Genomic DNA, 16322 nt, shown 5'->3' with positions numbered 1-16322 from the left:
GCCCCCGCCTTACTCCGCGGCGCCGCCACGCACGCAAGGGCAAGCAACCGGAAGGCAGGCGTCCATGACCCAGCAGGCCGAGGCATCGCGACCGCTGATCCCGCTCCACGACCGCCTCGCCCAGCTCCTGGACGGACCCGCTGCGCTCGACAAGAGAGCGTTGCTCGGCACGCTGTACGCCGAGGTCAACCGCCGCGAGGCGGTCGCGTACGCGGCGGGCTGGAACGACGCCCTCGCGACGCTGCGACGCGGCTCCCGCCAGGACGACGACGCCTAGCCGCCCGAGCCCTTCCTACGCACGAGCCCCTGCCGACGTTTTCCCTGTCGGCGGGGGCTTTTCGGCGCTTGGCCGTCACCGGCCGGAAGCGGAGCAACCCATGGCAGAACCAACGAACGAAGACCTCTCGATCCAGATCGCCGGCCTCGGACATCGCCTCCGGATCGTGGACGGAGGCTGGCTGCCCTCGACCGAGTGGCTGAGGGGAAAGCTCGCCCCCCTCGACCTCCTCGCCGACATGAAGACGAAGATCGAGGACATCCACAAGGAGGTCGTGAAGGCGAAGAAGGTGGAGATCCTCGAACAGCTGGGGATGGACCACCTCGCCGCCGCGTACAAGAAGCTCACCGAAGAAGGCTGGGGCGCGGCCCGCGACTACTTCATCGCGGCCGTCGCGAGCACCGTCGTCCCCCTCATCGGCGGCGCGCTGACTCTGATGCTGACGGCCTGGGCGCTCAAGGCCTCCCGAGACTTCCAGGCGAGGATCTTCGGCGGCCGAGTCATCGCCCGCACCGAAAGCGGCCTCGGCATCTGGCCCCAGCGCCGTACCGACGTCGAGGCGCGGGAGGCCAACGCCGGAGGCGTCCTCAACGCCGCCAACATCCCGGACCCGGCGCGGCTGGACGCCCTCAAGCTGGCGCTCGCCGACCTCAACCCGAAGATCACGGCATTCAACACCGCGATTCGCAAGGTGCCGAGAGCAGGGAGCCTCACCAAGACGGCTGACGGCATCACCCGGGTCAAGACCGCCGTCACCGGCGCCGACCCCGACAAGATCACCGCGCTCGCCAAGGCACTCGGCAAGCTCACCGGCGCCGTGAAGCACCACGAGCCGAAGAAGATGCCGGACCCCCGGAAGATCGAGAAGCTCAACTCGGCCATCGCCGGGACCGACGCCAACGAGATCAAGAAGGTCGCCACGGCGATCGGCAAGCTCTCCAGCGCCCAGCGGCACTTCCAGCCGAGGAGCCTTCCCAAGGCCCGCACCCTCGAATCCGCCGCCAGGTCCGCCGAGCGCCTCGCGAGGGCGGGCGGTCAGGTCGCCACGGCATTCAACACCCTCAGGAACGCGGCCCGCGACGCCGCTGCCGCGATCTGACCACCCCGCCCCCCGAAAGGAGGTAACCCATGTCTCTCACCAGCGCCTCGAAGAAGGCCGCCGACACCCTGCGCAACCTCAAGACGCAGGCCTCCGGCGCCGCCGGTGACATCAAGAAGGTCGGGGACGCCGGTAACGGCGCGTCCAACCAGCTGAAGAACCTCAAGACCAGCGCCGACGGCTCCAACACCCAGCTCAAGAACCTCAAGACCGCCTCGGACAACGCCGAGAAGGCGATGACCAAGGCCGGCAAGACCGGCGAGAGTGCCGGGACCAAGCTCGGCAAGTACGAGTCCGGCGCGGGCAAGGCGTCCAAGGGCCAGGACAAGCTCAACAAGTCGATGAAGGGCAATCTGCTCGCCCGGCTCGTCGAGCTCTTCATGCCTCTCATCGAAAAAGTCGTCGAGATGGCGATGCAGTCGAAGACGATGCAGAAGGTCATCAAGAAGGCGTTCGACGCGATCAAGGTCGTGATCAGCGCCGTCATGAAGGCCATCGGCCCGATCATGAAACAGGCCGGCGCCCTGATCAAGACGGTCTGGAACGGCATCAAGTCGGCCATCTCCACCGTCGTCAAGGCCGTCGCCACCGTCATCAAGACCTACGTCAACATCTGGAAGACGGTCATCACGACGGTGATGAAGGCCATCAAGGCCGTCATCAGCACCGTGTGGAACGGCATCAAGGCCGTGATCACCCCGGTGGTCAACTGGATCAAGAGCGCGATCCCGAACGCCTTCACCGCCGTGAAGGACAAGATGTCGTCCATCTGGGGCGCCCTCAGCGGCATCGCGTCCCGCGCCTTCAACGGCATCAGGAGCGCGGTCTCCGGCCCGATCAACGCCGTCATCAGCCTGATCAACCGCATGATCAACGCGGTCAACGGGGTCCACGTCAGCGTCCCCGGCTGGGTCCCGCTCGTCGGTGGCAAGACCTTCGGCGTGCACATCCCGAACATCCCGATGCTCGCCACCGGTGGTGTCGTCATGCCGCGCGCCGGCGGTGTCCCGGCGATCATCGCCGAGGCCGGCGAGGCCGAGGCCGTCCTCCCGCTCTCCAAGCTGGACCGGCTGCTCGCCCTCACCGCCCGCCGCGCCCGGATGCACGCGCAGCTGCAGGCGGGCCAGGGCGCCGGCGCCGGACTGCACATCGAGCACTACCACGCGGCCCGGAACAGTGACCCGCAGTCGACCGCGGACGCGCTGATGTACCTGGCGAAGGCGCGCGGATGAGTGCCGCCGCCGCCGCATTCCGCAACCCGTTCCAGGGCGCGGCACCGGTGATGACGACGCTGCGGCGCAGTCTCGGCGACGCGGCCGGCGGGCTGAAGCGGATCAAGGAGGACGCCAAGCGGGCGTCCGGCGGCATGGACAAGCTCGCGGCAGGGCTGCGTACCGCCGGCAACACCGTGCGCAACGTCAAGGCCGGCGCGGCCGGCGCGGCCGGCGCCGTCCGCCGGATCCAGCAGTCCAAGGCGGCGAACGGCTTCAAGAAGCTGGGCACCGCGGCGGGCAAGGCCGGCAAGGTGGCCGCGCTGTTCGGCGGCCCGGCCCTCAGCATGCTCCTGGAGATGCTGATGCCGCTGCTGCCCTTCATGGACACCATCACCAAGCTGATGGACACCTACGGCACGGTGATGGAGCTCGCCTCCGTCGTCATGACCAGCATCAACCTGACCATGAAGACCACCCCGATCGGCTTCATCACGAGCATCCTCCTCCCGGTCGCCGCATGGTTCATCGAGTACGCGGTGAACACCGAGACCGGGCAGCGGATCATCAAGCAGGTCATGCAGCAGGCCCTCAAGGGCTTCCAGGCCGTCTACAAGTTCCTCCAGCCGGTCCTCAAGCTCATCGGCACGCTGGTCATGAACTACTTCAAGGCGTACCTGACCGTCATCACGACCGCCCTGAAGATCATCGCGGACGGGATCCACGGCTTCTCCCACGTCCAGTCCATCGTCACCTCCGCCACCAACCAGCTTCGCTCCATCGCCTCCAGCACCATCGGCGCCATCAAGAACGTCATCCACCCGTTCCTGTCCCTCTTCACCGACAAGATCCCCGGCTTCTTCAGCCACGCCAAGGACGCGGTCGGCAACGCCCTCCACGGCATGGGCGAGCTCATCAAGGGTGCCCTCACCGCCGTCATCGGCGTCGTCAAGGGCCCCATCGACGGGCTCATCGCCTTCGCCAACTGGATCATCGACGGGCTCAACAAGCTGAGCTTCGACTTCCTCGGCAAGCACTTCGGCGTCGACATCCCCAAGATCCCGATGCTCGCCGAGGGCGGTGTCGTCTTCCCCGGCGCCCCCGACGCCCCCCGCATCGACGCGCTCAGCGTCCTGGAGAACCGGCGCGTCCCGGCCATCACCGAGGCACCCCGGCAGCCGCACCGCATCCGGGACTTCCACGAGGACCCCGGGGCCGGCCCGCGGTCGACCGCTGAGGACCTGCTGTTCCTCGCGGGCGCCCACTGCTGAACCCGCCCATCTGACACCCCATCAGAAGTGAGGTGACCGGCCCATGGCCGAGACCATCGTCGCTTACGACGCGAACAACTACACCGCCGACCTCGCTCCCGGCTCCCTCATCACCCAGGACGGGCAGATGCAGTGGGCCGGGCTTCTCATCGGCCCCGGCACGCCCTTCGCCGTCGACCGGACCGGTCTGTCGGGCTGGGAGGACCTGCCCGAGTACGACTCCTCCGACGCCGACCGGCCCACCTCGCACGGCGCCTGGTCCGGCTCGCGCTACGCCAAGCCGCGCAAGGTCGGCGGCACGATCGTGCTGATGCCGGACTTCGACGGCGTGCCCGAGGCCGTCCGCGCGCTGCGCCAGGCGCTCGGCCTCCTGGAGGAGGAGCGCTGGCTCACCGTCCGGCTGCACGGCGAACTGCTGGCCGTACGCGCCCGTATCGCCCAGCGCGTCGTCCCCGCCGACCAGGGCTTCGCCACCCAGGGCAGCACGCGCATGTCGGTGCAGTGGCTCGCCTCCGACCCGCGCCGCTACGTCGTCAACGAGCAGTCCGCCACCACCACCGCCCCGCAGCCCGAGTCCGGTCTGACCTGGGTGCCGAACGGGCTGACCTGGCCGCTCAACTGGGGCCAGGCCAAGTCCACCGGTGACGCCGTCGCGGAGAACACCGGCTCGGCGGCCACCCACCCGGTGATCGTCTTCCGCGGCCCCTGCTCGATGCCGACCGTTACCGAGCGGGTCAGCAAGCGCCGGCTGCGGTACGCGATCGACCTGGCCGCCGGCGACGAGCTCGTCGTCGACACCGCCGCGGGCACGGTCACGCTCAACAACACCGCGTCCCGCCGCCACACCGCCATGGCCGACTCCAGCCCGGAGGAGCTGTTCCTGCTGGAGCCGGGCCGCACCGAGCTGGCGTTCCGCCCCGACTCCGCCACTCCCGACGCGCTGATGACCGTCCGCTGGCGCAGCGCCGAGTGGTGACCGAAGCCCCCGCCCCGACCCGTAAAGGAGTGACCCCATGACCGTACGGGCCGCCTGGCTCCAGTCCACGGGGCAGACCCGCGAGGACACCCGGATCGCCCTGTCCGCGCTGCTCACCCCCAGCAGCGGCAGCGCCACCGCTCCCCCGCTGCGCTCGCGGCCCGGCATCGTGCCGGGCGGCTTCGCCCTGACCGGCGACTCCGCGATGCAGTGCACGATCGGCACCGGACGGGCCGTCATCCAGGGCTACGAGACCGCCCAGGGCGCGTACATGATCGCGGTGACCGCCCCCGAGTCGATCACCATCCCCGACGGTGACCCGCAGTACGGCCGGATCGACGTGATCGAGCTGGCCGTGCTCGACGACACCTACGACAAGAGCGGCGCCACCGACGCCGTGATCCGGCTGATCAAGGGCACGCCCTCGGCCACTCCCCAGATCCCGGCCTCGGGCCCCGGCAGCTCCTTCCAGCTCTACACGATCTCCGTCCCGGCGGGCACCTCCGCCGGCACCGGCGGCATCGGCTGGACGACGGGCGCCGTCACCACCAAGCACTATCCGATGACGGCGCTCGGCGGCATCATGCCGACGAGCGGCTTCAACGGCGTGTACGCCGGCCAGTACCGCGACGTCTCGGGCCAGTTGCAGCGCTGGGACGGCACCGCCTGGGTCGGGTACCCGAAGGCCATCGGCGGCATCGCCCCCAACGGCACGGCGACGACGGGCAGTTACGCGGGTCAGTACCGCGACAACGCCGGCGTCCTGCAGCGCTGGGACGGCGCCGCCTGGCAGTACGCCGAGGGCAAGGCGACGATCCTGTTCAGCGTCGCGCAGACGTCGATGCAGACCGTGCCGGCCAACGCGTGGACGCCGATCACGATGAACTACGTCGACATCGACGACTTCAACGGCTGGAACGGCACCGACAGCTTCGTCGTGCCGCGCACCGGCTGGTGGCGGGTCGGCGCCAACATCACCTGGAACGGCGACTCCACCAACGGCGTGCGCGGCGCCCGCATCCACCTCGGCGGCGTCGGCGTGCCCCGGCTGACCTGGATGACCGCGGCGTCCATGGGTGCCACGAGCGTCGGCGGCGACGGCCTGATCAAGCTCACCGCGGGCAACGTGGTCCAGCTCGCCGGCTACCACAACCAGGCTCCCTCGGTCCGCACGCTCGGCGGCTCCGGCTACTACACCTCCCTCACCGCCCAGTGGATCCGGTCCTGACCCGGTCCCGAACCGTCCTCCTCTCAACCTCGACCAGGAGTACCCCATGAACCTGCGCAGCAGCTGGGTCGCCGAGACCGGCCAGACCCGCGAGGACACCCGCCTCACCCAGACCCCCACCACCATGATCAACCCGGTTCAGGTCCGCTCCGGCATCCTGCCGGGCTCCTACAACGGCCAGTGGAAGGTCTCCGGCTTCTGGATGACCGGCGCCTCCGCGATGACGGCGACCGTCTCCGAGGGCCGCGCCGTCATCCAGGGCGACATCTCGCAGGGCGTCTACCCGGTGACCCTGCCGGCCGCCGAGCAGGTCACCTTCGCGGCCGGCTCCGCCACGTACGGCCGCCTCGACCTGGTGGTCCTGCGGGTCTACGACAAGCTCTACGACGGCGGCACCCGCAATGAGGCCGTCATCGAGGTCATCCAGGGCGTGCCGGAGGCCGCTCCGAAGCTTCCGGCCGTCCCGCCGCGCAGCCTCCCGCTGTACCAGGTCCTCGTGCCGGCCAACGCCAGCGCGGGCAACGGCGGCATCCCGTGGGCCACGTCCCTGACGGACCTGCGCACCCCGGTCGTCGCGGCCGGCGGCATCATCCCGGTCGAGGGCCAGATCCTGCCGGGCCCCCACCCGGGCGCGTACATCGACTCCCCGAACAACCAGCTGCAGCGCTGGGACGGCGGCAAGTGGGTCGCGTACCCGGAGGCCCTCGGCGGCATCGTGCCGAACTCCGCCTCCACCCTGCAGGGCTCCTACGTCGGCCAGTACCGGGCCGTCTCGGACGGCACGCTCCAGCGCTGGAGCGGTTCGGCGTGGGCTCCGGCGTACCCGGGGCCGTACTTCAACGACTCGATCGACGCGGGCTACACGCTCTCGACGACCTACGTGAACACGCTCATCGAGCGGGCCGAGAACCCGATGGCGGTGACCTTCGTCGCCCCCTCGTCCCGGCAGGCGATCCTCACCTTCGGTTCGCGCATGGAGCTGAGCCTGAACAGCGGCACCACGGGCATCGCCAGCTCGGCCTACATGTGCGTGCGGATCACCCAGGGCTCCACCGTCGTCCGTGACCTGGACGACGAACTGGCCGCGATGGCCTCGAAGTCCTCCTCCCCGACGGCCGCCGTCTCGGCCTCGACCACCCAGCGCCTCTACAACCTGACCCCGGGCCAGACCTACACGGTCACCTCGTACTACCGGACCTCCGACGCCAACGTGCGGGCCTGGTTCGACAACTCCTTCATCCAGGTCACCCCGCAGTACTAGCCGAGCGCCGCTCCAGCCGCCCGACCGCCCCGATCCACAGGAGACCCCATGCCCGTACGCTCCGGCTGGCTGCTGCCCACCGGTCAGACCCGCCAGAACACCCGCGTCACCAACATCGGCGCCACCACCCCCGTCAACCCGCTGGGCGTCCGGTCCGGCATCCTGCCCGGCACGTACGACGGCAAGTACCGGGTCGGCGGCCTGTGGATGGCCTCCTCGGGCCCGATGACGGCCACCGTCTACCACGGCAAGGCCGTCATCCAGGCCGGGGCCGTCACCGACGGCGCCTACCCGGTCGCCCTCGACGAGGACATCACCATCACCTTCGCCGACGGCGACCCGCTCAACGACCGCATCGACCTCGTCGTGATCCGCGTCTACGACCACGACGTCGACGCCCTCGGCAAGTACGACGCCGTCGTCGAGATCATCAAGGGCCAGCCGTCCGCCACCCCGGTCGCCCCGGCCGCGCCCGTCCGCTCGATGGTCCTGTTCACCGTCAAGGTGAAGAAGGGCGCCTCCGCCGGCAACGGCGGCATCGACTGGGCCGGCGGCGCCGCCACCGACCTGCGCGTCACCACCGTCTCGTCCGGCGGCATCCTGCCCGTCTACAACAACGCCGGTGTGCCCGGCGCCTACCCGGGCCAGTACCAGGACAACGACAACGCGCACTTCCTGCAGCGCTGGGACGGCACCGCCTGGGTCGCCTACCCCAAGGAGATCGGCGGCATCGCGCCCAGCGGCACCGTCACCACCGGCAGCTACACCGGCCAGTACCGCGACTACAACGGCGGCCAGCTGCAGCGCTGGAACGGCAGCGCCTGGGTGACCTACCAGCCGCCGGTCGAGGTGGAGACCATCACCACCGGGGCCACCGCGCTGCCCAACTGGACGGTGAACTCCTACAACGCCCGCCGGACCAAGGGCGGCGTGTGCACCATGACCGTCACCGTCGTGCGCAGCGGCCCCGACATCACGTCCAACGCCGCCGGCAACATCACCGACGAGCCCGTGTGCACCCTCCCGGCCGGCTGGCGTCCGATCTACGACTTCGAGGCCGTGGCGTGCGACGGCTTCGGCTCGGGCGGCGCCGACCTCTACGCCAACGGCCAGGTCAACCTGCGCACCTGGTCCCCCAACGGCGTCCTGACCGCCGGGCGTTTCGTCCGTATCTCCGCCACCTACGTCCTGTAAGGAGGCCCGCTCATGGCACTCGACACGCCCTACCGGGCCATCTTCACCGACCTGCTCACCGACCAGACGCTGGACATCCTGCCCATGCGGGACGTGCAGTTCGACGACTACATCGGCAAGCCCGGCTCCCTCTCCGGCACCATCCCCATCCCCGACAAGGCCATCGCCGAGCGGGTGAAGAAGGTCCGCGAGGGCCGCACCGCGGTCTACCTGGAGCGCGGCGGGGACCTGTGGTGGGGCGGCATCGTCTGGACCACCACGCTGCAGTCCAGCGGCCGCGGCGTGCTGACCCTCGGCATCCAGGCGGCGACCTTCGACTCGTATGCGAGCCGGCGCCGCATCCGTACCGAGATCAAGTACGACACCCCCACCGACCAGCTGGAGATCGCCCGCCGGCTCTGGCAGGAGCTCGACGTCCAGAACTACCCGGGCGCCCCCGCCGGCGAGGAGCCCCGCCGGCTCGGCATCACCTTCGGCGAGGAGTCCTCCGACTACAAGCGCACGGTCTCCTGGCGGCTCGGCGACGAGACCGTCTACCAGGACGCGCTCGACCAGATCTCCAAGCTGGAGAACGGCTTCGAGTACCAGATCCTGGTCTACCGCGACCCCGACCCCAACAAGAACGGCGCCCGGATCAAGCAGCTCCGGCTCGGCGCGCCCAAGATCGTCAACGGTGCGACCGACCTGATCTTCGACCGGCCCGGCGTCATCCTGTCGTACTCCTTCCCGTACGACGCGACCCGCGGCGGCACCACCGCGCTGGCCCGCGGCGCCTCCGTCAACTCCAACGCCGCCACCGAGTCCCGGCCGCTCTACTCCAACCAGCAGGTCGCCACCGACCTGCTCGTCGACGGCTGGCCGCTGATCGACCTGTCCTCGGACCACAACGAGGTCACGGACCCGCTCGCGCTCGACTCCATCGCCGGCCGCGAACTCGGCGAGTCCCGGGGCGCCGTGGTGATCCCCCAGGTCAGCATCCACCTGGGCGGTGTCGTCCCGCCGCAGCTCATCGGCCGTGTCGCCCGCATCCGGATCACCGACGAGTGGTTCTCGCAGGGCCTCGACGCCCGCTACCGGATCATCGGTGTCAAGGTCACTCCCCCGGAGCGCGGCCGGCCCGACACCGCCGAGCTCTACCTTGAGGAGGCCTGATGCCCCAGCTGCCCGAGGACATCATCGACCGGCTGAACCAGATGGAACGCCGGCTGAAGGCACTGTCCACCGCGGTCAACACCCGCCCCGCCGCCAACGAGTTCCGGCCGGCGACGCAGACCGCCAACATCGCCCTCACCCGGCCGCTGATCCGGGTGTTCGACGGCTACAGCCACGAGATCTTCTCGGACGACATCATGACCGGCGGCCTGGCCCGGCCCTGGCTCCAGCTGATGCCGCCGCTGCCCGTCGACACGGCCAAGTGGCCCTCGACCACCAGCACCGCCTTCACGACCATCGCCCGCTGCTCCAACCCGATCTGGCAGCCGAAGATGCGGCTCGCCATCAGCACGGCGGCGTCGACCGGCGGCACCGGCCAGGTGCGGGTCCTCGTCGACAGCACCCCCTTCGGCCCCACCGTCACCGCCGGCACCACGTACGACTACACCGGCCTGCTGCCCGGCGACATGAAGGCCAGGTTCGGCCAGACCATGAACATCGAGATCCAGGCCCTGGCCACGGCCGGCACGGTCTACGCCCAGCCCGTCCTCATCCACGGCACGCAGACCTGAGGAGCACACCATGAACATCGACACCACCCAGCCCTGGGGCGTCGCCATCGACTACGCCGGCCGCGCCGTCGTCAGCGAGAACGGGCACACGCTCAACGTCCGCGTGTACGACAACAGCCTCGGCTACACCCTGGAGCGCGACCCGGTGACCGGGCAGTACCCGGCGGTGTACGTCACCGCCGAGGTCAACGAGAAGGGCACGGGCGACTCCCTCCTGCGCGGCTCCGGCCTGGTCATCATCCAGGCGCAGAACGGCGTCCCCGCCGTCCCTGACCAGACCGCCGTGCAGCGGGCCGTGGCGGCCGCCCTCGCCGACTTCGAGAGCCGCCGCGCCGCCTACGCCGCGCTGTGCGCCACCTGGGCCCCGGCCGCTCCGCCGGCCACGCCCGCCCCGTAGCGAAGGCCCGCCCTCGGCGAAGCCCCGCTCCACCCCGTACCGACCGCAATCCCGTACGACCGCAATCCGTACGACCGCAGTCCCGTACGAGCGCAATCCCGTACGTCCCGCCCCGTGCCGACAGACCGGCCGGGGTTTTCTCATGCCCGGAGGACAACATGGCAGCCCCCCTCACCGCGGACCGGTTCGTCGCCGCGCTCCGCGCCGAAGGCATCACCGTCGTCGAGCACGACGGCTGGCGCACCCACAACCGCAACGGTCACGGGGCCTGGGGGCCCGTGGTCGGCGTGATGATCCACCACAGCGTGTCCAGCGGCACCGAGCACACCGTCGGCATGTGCTACGACGGCTACGAGGGCCTGCCGGGCCCGCTGTGCCACGGCGTCATCGCCAAGGACGGCACCGTCCACCTGATCGCCAACGGCCGCGCCAACCACGCGGGCGGCGGCGACCCGTCCGTCCTCCAGGCCGTGGTCAGCGAGACGTACGGGGACCGGCCGCCGGTCCCGCACGAGCACCAGGGCAGCTCCGGCGCCGTCGACGGCAACTCGCGCTTCTACGGCTTCGAGTGCATCAACCTCGGCAACGGCTCCGACCCCTGGCCGGCCGTCCAGCTGGAGGCCATCGAGCGGGTCTCGGCCGCGCTCTGCCGTGCCCACGGCTGGGGCGCCAAGTCCGTCATCGGCCACTCCGAGTGGTCCGACTGGAAGAACGACCCGCGCGGCTTCGGCATGCCCGTCATGCGCGGCCGGGTGCAGCAGCGGCTCGGCAAGGCCCCCGCGGCCAAGCCCACCGCCCCCGCCGAGCCGGCCACCCCGCGCTACCAGCCGTTCCCCGGCACGGCCTTCTTCAAGACCACCCCGAGCTCCCCCATCGTCACCGCGATGGGCCGCCGGCTGGTCGCCGAGGGCTGCGGCCGTTACCAGGTCGGCCCGAGCCCGCGCTGGTCCGAGAGCGACCGCCAGTCGTACGCGGCCTGGCAGCGCAAGCTCGGCTTCTCCGGCTCCGACGCCGACGGCTGGCCGGGCGCCGCCTCCTGGAACGCGCTGAAGGTCCCGTTCGTGCAGTAGCTCCCGTACGGGGAGCAGCCCCCACCAGCAACACCCCCCATGCAAGGAGAACCACCATGTCCGAAGCCGCCAAGCGGACGGCCCGCACCGTGCTGCAGGCCGCCGTCGGCATCGCCGTCGTCCTGCCCGAGATCGTCGACGCCTCCGGGCTCCCCGCCACCCTGCCCTGGGTCGCCGGTGGGCTCGCCGTCGCCGGCGCCCTCACCCGGGTGATGGCCCTGTCCGCCGTCCAGCGCCTGCTCCCCGGCTGGCTGCGCACCGCGCCGGAGACGCTCCCTGAGGCGGCCGCCGATGACCGAATCTGACGCGAACGACCCGGTCGCCGTGGCCCTCGAACTGGAGCGGCTGCGCGGCACGCTGGAGGCCGGCTTCGCCCGGGTCGACGGCTCGCTCGCGCTCCTCGTACAGCGCAGCGACCAGACCGACAAGCAGCTCGCCGACCACGAGGCCCGGCTCGACGCCCTGGAGCGGGCCCGCTGGCCGCTGGCCAGCATCGGCGCGCTGGCAGCGGTGGCCACGGTCGCCGTCACGGTCTGGGAGCTGACCGCGCGCTGATCCTCGTACCACCGATACGCCGAAGGGCGGCACCCCGTGCGGGGTGCCGCCCTTCTTGGCGTTTGTCGCTACCTAGGAGGCGACGACTTACTGGTTGTACGGACCGTAGTCGTAGTCCTCCAGCGGAACGGCCTGGCCGGAGCCGGTGCCGAACGGCGAGTAGTCGATGTCGTCGTAGCCGACGGCCGAGTACATCGCGGCCTTGGCCTCCTCGGTCGGCTCGACCCGGATGTTGCGGTAGCGGGACAGACCCGTACCGGCCGGGATGAGCTTACCGATGATGACGTTCTCCTTGAGGCCGATGAGGCTGTCGGACTTGGCGTTGATCGCCGCATCCGTCAGGACTCGGGTCGTCTCCTGGAAGGAGGCGGCCGACAGCCAGGACTCCGTCGCCAGCGAGGCCTTGGTGATACCCATCAGCTGCGGACGGCCGGAGGCCGGGTGGCCGCCTTCCTGGACCACACGACGGTTCTCGGTCTCGAACTTCGAGCGCTCGACGAGCTCGCCCGGCAGCAGCTCCGCGTCGCCGGACTCGATGATCGTCACGCGGCGCAGCATCTGCCGGATGATGATCTCGATGTGCTTGTCGTGGATCGACACGCCCTGCGAGTTGTAGACCTTCTGGACCTCGCCGACCAGGTGGACCTGGACGGCACGCTGACCCAGGATGCGAAGCACGTCGTGCGGGTTGGTGGCACCCACGGTGAGCTTCTGGCCCACCTCGACGTGGTCGCCCTCGCCCACGAGCAGACGGGCACGCTTCGAGATCGGGTACGCCGTCTCGTCGGTGCCGTCGTCCGGGGTGACGACGATCTTCTTGGTCTTCTCGGTCTCCTCGATGCGGACGCGACCGGCCGCCTCGGAGATCGGGGCGACACCCTTGGGCTGACGGGCCTCGAAGAGCTCGACGACACGCGGCAGACCCTGGGTGATGTCGTCACCGGCCACACCACCGGTGTGGAAGGTACGCATCGTCAGCTGGGTACCGGGCTCACCGATGGACTGGGCGGCGATGATGCCGACCGCCTCACCGATGTCGACCAGCTTGCCGGTGGCGAGCGAACGGCCGTAGCAGAACGCACAGGTACCGACGGCGGACTCACAGGTCAGGACCGAACGGGTCTTGACCTCCTCGACGCCCGCGTTGACCAGGGCGTCGATGAGCACGTCACCCAGGTCGACGTTGGCCGGCGCGATGACCTTGCCGTCGACGACGACGTCCTCGGCGAGCATCCGCGCGTACACGGAGGTCTCGACGTCGTCCGTCTTCCGCAGGACACCGGCCTCGTCCTTGGCCGCGATCCGCAGCTTCAGACCGCGCTCGGTGCCACAGTCCTCCTCGCGGATGATGACGTCCTGCGAGACGTCCACCAGACGACGGGTCAGGTAACCCGAGTCGGCGGTACGCAGGGCGGTGTCGGCGAGACCCTTACGGGCACCGTGCGTCGAGATGAAGTACTCGAGGACGGACAGACCCTCGCGGAAGGACGCCTTGATCGGACGCGGGATGGTCTCGTTCTTGGCGTTCGACACCAGACCACGCATACCGGCGATCTGCCGCATCTGCATCATGTTTCCTCGGGCACCCGAGTCAACCATCATGAAGATGGGGTTCGTCTTGGGGAAGTTCGCGTTCATCGCCTCGGCGACCTCGTTGGTCGCCTTGGTCCAGATCGCGATGAGCTCCTGAGTGCGCTCTTCCTTGGTGATCAGACCGCGCTCGTACTGCTTCTGGACCTTCTCGTCCTGCGCCTCGTAGCCGCGGACGATCTCCTTCTTCGCCTCGGGAACGACGACGTCGGAGATGGCCACGGTGACACCGGAACGGGTCGCCCAGTAGAAGCCCGCCGCCTTCAGGTTGTCGAGCGTCGCCGCCACGATGACCTTGGGGTAGCGCTCGGCGAGGTCGTTGACGATCTCGGAGAGCTGCTTCTTGCCGACGGAGTAGTCGACGAACGGGTAGTCCTCGGGCAGCAGCTCGTTGAAGAGCGCGCGGCCCAGGGTCGTGCGCAGGCGGAACGAGTCACCCTGCTGCCACTCCGGCTCGCCCTCCTCGGCGACCGGGGGAACCCAGCCGCGCGGCGGAACGGTGCCGATCGGGAAGCGGATGTCGATCTGCGACTGCAGCGCGAGCTCGCCGGCGTCGAACGCCATGATCGCCTCGGCCGTGGAGCCGAACGCGCGGCCCTCGCCCTTGGTGTCACGGAGCTCACCGTCGGTGGTGAGGAAGAACAGACCGAGGACCATGTCCTGGGTCGGCATCGTCACCGGACGGCCGTCGGCCGGCTTGAGGATGTTGTTCGAGGACAGCATCAGGATGCGGGCCTCGGCCTGCGCCTCCGCGGAGAGCGGCAGGTGGACGGCCATCTGGTCACCGTCGAAGTCCGCGTTGAACGCGGTGCAGACGAGCGGGTGGATCTGGATGGCCTTGCCCTCGACGAGCTGCGGCTCGAACGCCTGGATACCGAGGCGGTGCAGCGTGGGGGCACGGTTCAGCAGGACCGGGTGCTCGGCGATGACCTCTTCGAGGACGTCGTACACGACCGTGCGGCCGCGCTCGACCATGCGCTTCGCCGACTTGATGTTCTGCGCGTGGTTCAGGTCGACCAGGCGCTTCATCACGAACGGCTTGAAGAGCTCCAGCGCCATGGCCTTCGGCAGACCGCACTGGTGCAGCTTGAGCTGCGGGCCGACGACGATGACGGAACGCGCGGAGTAGTCCACACGCTTGCCGAGCAGGTTCTGACGGAATCGACCCTGCTTACCCTTCAGCATGTCGCTGAGGGACTTCAGCGGACGGTTGCCGGGGCCCGTGACCGGGCGACCACGACGGCCGTTGTCGAAGAGGGCGTCGACCGCCTCCTGGAGCATCCGCTTCTCGTTGTTCACGATGATCTCGGGGGCACCGAGGTCGAGCAGACGCTTCAGACGGTTGTTGCGGTTGATCACACGGCGGTACAGGTCATTCAGGTCGGAGGTCGCGAAGCGGCCACCGTCGAGCTGCACCATCGGACGCAGGTCCGGCGGGATGACCGGCACGCAGTCGAGAACCATGCCCTTGGGGCTGTTCGCGGTCTGCAGGAACGCGGAGACGACCTTGAGGCGCTTGAGCGCACGGGTCTTCTTCTGGCCCTTGCCGGTACGGATGATCTCGCGGAGCTTCTCGGCCTCCTCCTCGAGGTCGAAGGACTCCAGGCGCTTCTGCAGCGCCGCGGCACCCATCGAGCCGTCGAAGTACGTGCCGAAGCGGTCACGCAGCTCGCGGTAGAGGAGCTCGTCGCCCTCCAGGTCCTGGACCTTGAGGTTCTTGAAGCGCGCCCAGACCTCGTCGAGACGGTCGATCTCGCGCTGCGCACGGTCGCGCAGCTGCTTCATCTCGCGCTCGGCACCCTCGCGCACCTTGCGGCGCACGTCGGCCTTGGCGCCCTCGGCCTCCAGCTCGGCGAGGTCGTTCTCGAGCTTCTTGGCGCGGGCCTCCAGGTCGGAGTCGCGACGGTTCTCGATCTGCTGACGCTCGACGGAGACGTGCGCCTCCAGCGAGGGCAGGTCACGCGTACGACGCTCGTCGTCGACGTACGTGATCATGTACGCCGCGAAGTAGATGACCTTCTCCAGGTCCTTCGGGGCGAGGTCGAGCAGGTAGCCGAGGCGCGACGGGACGCCCTTGAAGTACCAGATGTGCGTGACGGGGGCGGCCAGCTCGATGTGGCCCATCCGCTCACGGCGCACCTTGGCGCGGGTGACCTCGACGCCACACCGCTCACAGATGATGCCCTTGAAGCGGACACGCTTGTACTTGCCGCAGTAGCACTCCCAGTCCCGGGTCGGACCGAAGATCTTCTCGCAGAAGAGTCCGTCCTTTTCGGGCTTCAGGGTGCGGTAGTTGATGGTCTCCGGCTTCTTGACCTCGCCGTGGCTCCACTGACGGATGTCGTCAGCGGTGGCCAGACCGATCCGGAGCTCGTCGAAGAAGTTGACGTCGAGCACTATGCGTCAATCCCTCTCAGGGTTGTAAGGCTATGGGTCTGATACGGGGGTCCTGGGGCCGGCGGGGGGCTC

At 69.4% G+C, this 16322-nt stretch carries 15 protein-coding genes; 14 read left to right on the top strand and 1 reads right to left on the bottom strand.

What is annotated here, in order from left to right:
* The first annotated feature begins 64 nt into the window (after window positions 1-64).
* The 14 genes from ACIRSU_RS23495 to ACIRSU_RS23430 all read left to right on the top strand — a co-directional run bounded on the left by ACIRSU_RS23495 (window position 65) and on the right by ACIRSU_RS23430 (window position 12263).
* Entirely contained in the window at window positions 65-277 is a 213-nt protein-coding gene (locus ACIRSU_RS23495) for a hypothetical protein (protein WP_403795412.1), read from the top strand.
* A gap of 100 nt (window positions 278-377) precedes the next feature.
* On the top strand, window positions 378-1376 hold the full coding sequence (locus ACIRSU_RS23490) for a hypothetical protein (RefSeq protein WP_403795410.1): 999 nt from the start codon (window positions 378-380) through the stop codon (window positions 1374-1376).
* A gap of 29 nt (window positions 1377-1405) precedes the next feature.
* Window positions 1406-2608 carry a phage tail protein gene (locus tag ACIRSU_RS23485; protein ID WP_403795407.1) on the top strand — a complete coding sequence of 401 codons (1203 nt, stop codon included), beginning with the start codon at window positions 1406-1408 and terminating at the stop codon, window positions 2606-2608.
* Window positions 2605-3858, top strand: coding sequence for a tape-measure protein (locus tag ACIRSU_RS23480; RefSeq protein WP_403795404.1), 1254 nt, complete (start codon window positions 2605-2607; stop codon window positions 3856-3858). Before ACIRSU_RS23485 ends, ACIRSU_RS23480 begins: the two co-directional genes overlap by 4 nt.
* Window positions 3859-3901: 43 nt before the next feature.
* Window positions 3902-4834 carry a phage distal tail protein gene (locus tag ACIRSU_RS23475; RefSeq protein ID WP_403795402.1) on the top strand — a complete coding sequence of 311 codons (933 nt, stop codon included), beginning with the start codon at window positions 3902-3904 and terminating at the stop codon, window positions 4832-4834.
* A 37-nt stretch (window positions 4835-4871) separates the two neighbouring features.
* Complete coding sequence (locus ACIRSU_RS23470; protein WP_403795399.1) at window positions 4872-6062, top strand: hypothetical protein; 1191 nt, start codon at window positions 4872-4874, stop codon at window positions 6060-6062.
* 46 nt (window positions 6063-6108) lie between these two features.
* Window positions 6109-7323 (top strand): hypothetical protein, encoded by a 1215-nt coding sequence (locus ACIRSU_RS23465; RefSeq protein WP_403795397.1) that lies wholly within the window; start codon window positions 6109-6111, stop codon window positions 7321-7323.
* A 48-nt stretch (window positions 7324-7371) separates the two neighbouring features.
* Window positions 7372-8517: a hypothetical protein gene (locus ACIRSU_RS23460; protein ID WP_403795394.1), complete on the top strand. Its 1146-nt coding sequence runs from the start codon at window positions 7372-7374 to the stop codon at window positions 8515-8517.
* Window positions 8518-8529: 12 nt separating this feature from the next.
* Window positions 8530-9669 (top strand): hypothetical protein, encoded by a 1140-nt coding sequence (locus tag ACIRSU_RS23455; protein WP_403795391.1) that lies wholly within the window; start codon window positions 8530-8532, stop codon window positions 9667-9669.
* The gene (locus ACIRSU_RS23450; protein ID WP_403795388.1) at window positions 9669-10241 is read left to right on the top strand and encodes a hypothetical protein; all 573 of its coding nucleotides are present in this window, start codon (window positions 9669-9671) and stop codon (window positions 10239-10241) included. Before ACIRSU_RS23455 ends, ACIRSU_RS23450 begins: the two co-directional genes overlap by 1 nt.
* Window positions 10242-10251: 10 nt before the next feature.
* Entirely contained in the window at window positions 10252-10638 is a 387-nt protein-coding gene (locus ACIRSU_RS23445) for an ATP-binding protein (protein WP_403795385.1), read from the top strand.
* 158 nt (window positions 10639-10796) lie between these two features.
* Complete coding sequence (locus ACIRSU_RS23440) at window positions 10797-11708, top strand: peptidoglycan-binding protein (RefSeq protein WP_403795382.1); 912 nt, start codon at window positions 10797-10799, stop codon at window positions 11706-11708.
* Between the two features lie 56 nt (window positions 11709-11764).
* Complete coding sequence (locus ACIRSU_RS23435) at window positions 11765-12013, top strand: hypothetical protein (protein ID WP_403795380.1); 249 nt, start codon at window positions 11765-11767, stop codon at window positions 12011-12013.
* Window positions 12000-12263: a hypothetical protein gene (locus tag ACIRSU_RS23430; RefSeq protein ID WP_403795378.1), complete on the top strand. Its 264-nt coding sequence runs from the start codon at window positions 12000-12002 to the stop codon at window positions 12261-12263. Before ACIRSU_RS23435 ends, ACIRSU_RS23430 begins: the two co-directional genes overlap by 14 nt.
* Before the next feature lie 87 nt (window positions 12264-12350).
* Here ACIRSU_RS23430 and ACIRSU_RS23425 read toward each other — a convergent pair whose 3' ends face one another.
* Entirely contained in the window at window positions 12351-16250 is a 3900-nt protein-coding gene (locus ACIRSU_RS23425) for a DNA-directed RNA polymerase subunit beta' (RefSeq protein WP_403795374.1), read from the bottom strand.
* Window positions 16251-16322: the final 72 nt, after the last annotated feature.

This window comes from Streptomyces sp. NPDC101160, from assembly GCF_044768205.1.
GTDB lineage: Bacteria > Actinomycetota > Actinomycetes > Streptomycetales > Streptomycetaceae > Streptomyces.
Note: the sequence above shows the minus strand (reverse complement) of the source record. Positions and strands in the feature narration are given on the sequence as shown.

Bases quoted from the DNA above. Each gene is read 5' to 3' on its own strand.
- ACIRSU_RS23495 (WP_403795412.1), top strand. From the start codon at position 65: ATGACCCAGCAGGCCGAGGCATCGCGACCGCTGATCCCGCTCCACGAC.
- ACIRSU_RS23490 (WP_403795410.1), top strand. From the start codon at position 378: ATGGCAGAACCAACGAACGAAGACCTCTCGATCCAGATCGCCGGCCTC.
- ACIRSU_RS23485 (WP_403795407.1), top strand. From the start codon at position 1,406: ATGTCTCTCACCAGCGCCTCGAAGAAGGCCGCCGACACCCTGCGCAAC.
- ACIRSU_RS23480 (WP_403795404.1), top strand. From the start codon at position 2,605: ATGAGTGCCGCCGCCGCCGCATTCCGCAACCCGTTCCAGGGCGCGGCA.
- ACIRSU_RS23475 (WP_403795402.1), top strand. From the start codon at position 3,902: ATGGCCGAGACCATCGTCGCTTACGACGCGAACAACTACACCGCCGAC.
- ACIRSU_RS23470 (WP_403795399.1), top strand. From the start codon at position 4,872: ATGACCGTACGGGCCGCCTGGCTCCAGTCCACGGGGCAGACCCGCGAG.
- ACIRSU_RS23465 (WP_403795397.1), top strand. From the start codon at position 6,109: ATGAACCTGCGCAGCAGCTGGGTCGCCGAGACCGGCCAGACCCGCGAG.
- ACIRSU_RS23460 (WP_403795394.1), top strand. From the start codon at position 7,372: ATGCCCGTACGCTCCGGCTGGCTGCTGCCCACCGGTCAGACCCGCCAG.
- ACIRSU_RS23455 (WP_403795391.1), top strand. From the start codon at position 8,530: ATGGCACTCGACACGCCCTACCGGGCCATCTTCACCGACCTGCTCACC.
- ACIRSU_RS23450 (WP_403795388.1), top strand. From the start codon at position 9,669: ATGCCCCAGCTGCCCGAGGACATCATCGACCGGCTGAACCAGATGGAA.
- ACIRSU_RS23445 (WP_403795385.1), top strand. From the start codon at position 10,252: ATGAACATCGACACCACCCAGCCCTGGGGCGTCGCCATCGACTACGCC.
- ACIRSU_RS23440 (WP_403795382.1), top strand. From the start codon at position 10,797: ATGGCAGCCCCCCTCACCGCGGACCGGTTCGTCGCCGCGCTCCGCGCC.
- ACIRSU_RS23435 (WP_403795380.1), top strand. From the start codon at position 11,765: ATGTCCGAAGCCGCCAAGCGGACGGCCCGCACCGTGCTGCAGGCCGCC.
- ACIRSU_RS23430 (WP_403795378.1), top strand. From the start codon at position 12,000: ATGACCGAATCTGACGCGAACGACCCGGTCGCCGTGGCCCTCGAACTG.